The organism is Butyrivibrio sp. (genome assembly GCF_017940685.1).
GTDB lineage: Bacteria > Bacillota > Clostridia > Lachnospirales > Lachnospiraceae > Butyrivibrio.
In genome coordinates, this window is the sequence record NZ_JAGAYD010000249.1 from 1 (window position 1) to 3,465 (window position 3,465).

2 protein-coding genes and 1 pseudogene are annotated in these 3,465 nt (G+C 45.4%); all 3 read left to right on the plus strand.

What is annotated here, in order from left to right; all coding sequences use genetic code 11:
- The first annotated feature begins 150 nt into the window (after positions 1-150).
- Positions 151-2,643, plus strand: a complete 2,493-nt coding sequence (locus J6I68_RS15005) for an ATP-dependent helicase (RefSeq protein ID WP_292221507.1) — start codon at positions 151-153, stop codon at positions 2,641-2,643.
- A 44-nt stretch (positions 2,644-2,687) separates the two neighbouring features.
- Entirely contained in the window at positions 2,688-2,954 is a 267-nt protein-coding gene (locus J6I68_RS15010; protein WP_292221509.1) for a DUF4366 domain-containing protein, read from the plus strand.
- A gap of 8 nt (positions 2,955-2,962) precedes the next feature.
- Positions 2,963-3,465 (plus strand): annotated as a pseudogene (locus tag J6I68_RS15015) (23S rRNA (uracil-5-)-methyltransferase RumA); the annotation flags it as partial.

The window sequence follows — 3,465 nt, forward strand, 5'->3', positions numbered from 1 at the left end:
GTTTTCTTTTATCATCCAGATGCTGTTCGACGTCTATATTAAAAAGCTCCTTATGGAGAAGATCCTTGATAACATGGTGAAGGATGACGAAAAGGCAGCAGGCAGGAAGCAAAAGAGCGATAAAAAGAACAAGACCAAGGAATAATATATATGGGAATTTACGATACACTTAATATGCAGCAAAAAGAGGCGGTCCTTCAGGTTGAAGGGCCGGTTCTTATACTTGCAGGTGCCGGCTCTGGAAAGACAAGGGTCTTGACCCACAGAGTGGCATATCTTATAGATGAGTACAATGTTAACCCCTGGAATATACTGGCTATTACCTTTACCAACAAGGCAGCAGGGGAGATGAGAGAAAGGGTGGACAAGATTGTGGGCTTTGGTGCAGAGAGCATCTGGGTTTCCACTTTCCACTCAAGCTGTACCAGGATACTTAGGCGCTATGCTGACAAGATCGGGTATGGCACCAACTTTACTATTTACGATGCAGATGATTCGAAAGCTCTTTTAAAAGATATTGTGAAGAGATTTCAGCTTGAGACATCGCAGCTCAAGCTAAGGCAGATACAGACTTCGATTTCAAAGTGCAAGGACAATCTTGTGGGGCCAACTGAGTACGCCCAAAGTGCAGGAAACGACTATCTAAAGAGCAGGATAAGTAAGGCCTACACTGAGTATCAGAGCGCCCTTAAAAAGAATAATGCCTTTGATTTTGACGATCTTATCATGAAGACCGTTGAACTGTTTAAGAAAAATCCTGATGTTCTAGATTACTACCAGGAGAGATTTAAGTACATCATGGTGGATGAGTATCAGGATACCAACAACGCCCAGTTTGAGCTTATAAGGCTACTTGCTGAAAAGTACAGGAACCTTTGCGTTGTGGGTGACGACGATCAGAGTATCTACAGGTTCAGAGGGGCCAACATCAGGAATATCCTGGATTTCGAGAAGGTCTATCCCGATGCCAAGGTTATAAAGCTTGAACAGAACTACAGGTCAACGCAGCAGATCCTTGATGCAGCCAACGCTGTTATTTCCAATAACTTTGGTCGTAAAGACAAGGCTCTTTGGACTGATATCAAGGACGGCGATAAGGTGCACCTTAGGCAGTTTGAGACTGCTCCTGAGGAGGCGGAGTTCATCGCATCTGAGATTGGGCGTCTTAAGAGAAACGGGAAGCTACGATACGACGATACAGCGGTCCTGTACAGGACTAATGCCCAGTCGAGACTTATTGAAGAGAGATTTGTTTATGAAGGTATTCCCTACGATATCGTAGGTGGTACCAACTTCTATTCAAGGCGGGAGATAAAAGACCTTTTGGCATATCTTAAGACTATTGACTCTGGTCTTGATGATATCTCAGTTAAGAGGATCATCAATGTTCCCAAGAGGGGCATTGGAGCAACCACAATTGAGAATGTCCAGAACTATGCCAATGAGAGGCAGATAAGCTTCTTCGAGGCTCTTTCTGAGGCGGATCAGATCGTGACAGTGGCAAGAAGTACTACCAAGCTACTTGATTTTGTCACTATGATAAGGGCCTTTAGGACCAAGATGTCAGAGATGTCTCTTGAAGAGCTACTTGAGGATGTCATTGATGTTACTGGATACATGAACTACTTAAAGACTCTTGATGATGACGATGACAGCGGTGATAACGACAGAGCTGGAAACGTGGACGAACTTATTTCCAAGATCGCAGCCTATGAGGAGAATGAGGAAATAGAGCAGCCAACTCTTACAGGATTTCTGGAGGAAGTAGCTCTTGTTGCGGATATAGACAGGATCGGAGACGACAACGAAAAGGTCCTTCTTATGACTCTTCACAGCGCCAAGGGTCTTGAGTTTGAGAATGTATATCTTGCTGGAATGGAAGAAAATGTCTTCCCAAGCTATATGACCATACAGATGGAAGATGCAGATCCAGAGGGCATCGAGGAGGAGAGAAGACTTGCCTATGTTGGTATAACAAGGGCTAAGAGGAATCTTACTCTGACAGCTGCCAAGCGCAGGATGATAAGGGGCGAAACCCAGTATAACCGCTTAAGCCGCTTTATCAGCGAGATACCAAATTCTCTTTTGGATAGAGAAAAGCCGGTTTCAGCTGCGTCATTTTTGTATGATGACGGGGAGAGCCTTGATGACTATGAAGGTGTGGAGAGCACCTACGGAAGGAAGTCATCCTTTGCGGATGATGACAGTTCTTCCTTTGGTGATAGCTCTTTTGCGGGAGCAGAAGGGTATTCTGGGATCAAGCCTGCTTATGCCAAGGGGCTTGGGAAGAAGGCAGGAAGTAATGGAGCTGGCGCGGCAAGTTCGCTGTCTAGCACCTATAAGCTGAAGGCAAGGCCTGTACCGAAAAAGCCGGAGAAGAGGGCGGTTCCTGATAAGCCTTATATTGCGGGAGTAGGAGCGACTCACGCGAAGGGGTCTTTGGCTGGTCTTTCCAAGGGAATGCCAACCAAGATGGAAACTCCAGAGTACGTGGTTGGAGACAGAGTAAGCCACGTAAAGTATGGCGTGGGCGAGGTTACTTCCCTGGAGAAGGGACCAAAGGACTACAAGGTTACAGTTATGTTTGATGAGTGCGGCCAGAAAATCATGTACGCCGCTTTTGCCAAACTTAAAAAACTTTAATGTGGTATACTTGATATATCAAATACTTTATGGAGGGGTTGCAAATGGAAGTAAAATCAAGAATTGAAGACTTAATCGAAATGTCACGTTTGGGTGAGCTCCTGGATAAGAGAGAGGCTGAAAAGGCAAGTAAGCCCTCCACAGTGATCCTTTGGGTCCTTGCAGTTATCGGAGCTATCGCAGCAGTAGCAGCTATCGCATTCATGGTTTATCGCTATATGACTCCTGCATTTGAGGATGATTATTACGATGATGACTTTGACGATTTCGAAGATGACTTCGAAGATGAGGACTTCATCAAAGAAAGCTGAGAATTTTAGTGAAGAAAAAAGATGTTATTCAGGGAATTGTTAAACGCGTAGAATTCCCCAATAAAGGAATAGTTGAAACCAGTGAAGGAAGGGTCGTCGTAAAGGGCGTCCTTCCTGATCAGAAGGTCTCTGTTCAGATCCAGAAGGTAAGGAAAGACAGGGCAGAGGGAAGGCTCCTTGAGGTAGTTGAGGAAGCCAAGAATTCAGTTGAGAGCCCCTGCATCCACTTTGGAAAGTGCGGCGGATGCAGCTATCTTACTATGCCATATGTCAAGGAGCTTGGCCTTAAAGAGCAGCAGGTCAAAACGCTCATTAAGCCTGCCATGGACAGACAGGACTGCAAGTTTACCTGGGAGGGTATCAAGACCAGCCCGGTTAAGTTTGCTTATAGAAATAAAATGGAATTCACCTTCGGAGACGAGGTGATGGGTGGCCCCCTTTGTCTTGGTATGCACAAAAGGGGCAGTTTTTATGACATCGTAACAGTCAGTGGCTGCAGGATCGTAGACGA

Bases quoted from the DNA above. Each gene is read 5' to 3' on its own strand.
- J6I68_RS15005 (WP_292221507.1), top strand. From the start codon at position 151: ATGGGAATTTACGATACACTTAATATGCAGCAAAAAGAGGCGGTCCTT.
- J6I68_RS15010 (WP_292221509.1), top strand. From the start codon at position 2,688: ATGGAAGTAAAATCAAGAATTGAAGACTTAATCGAAATGTCACGTTTG.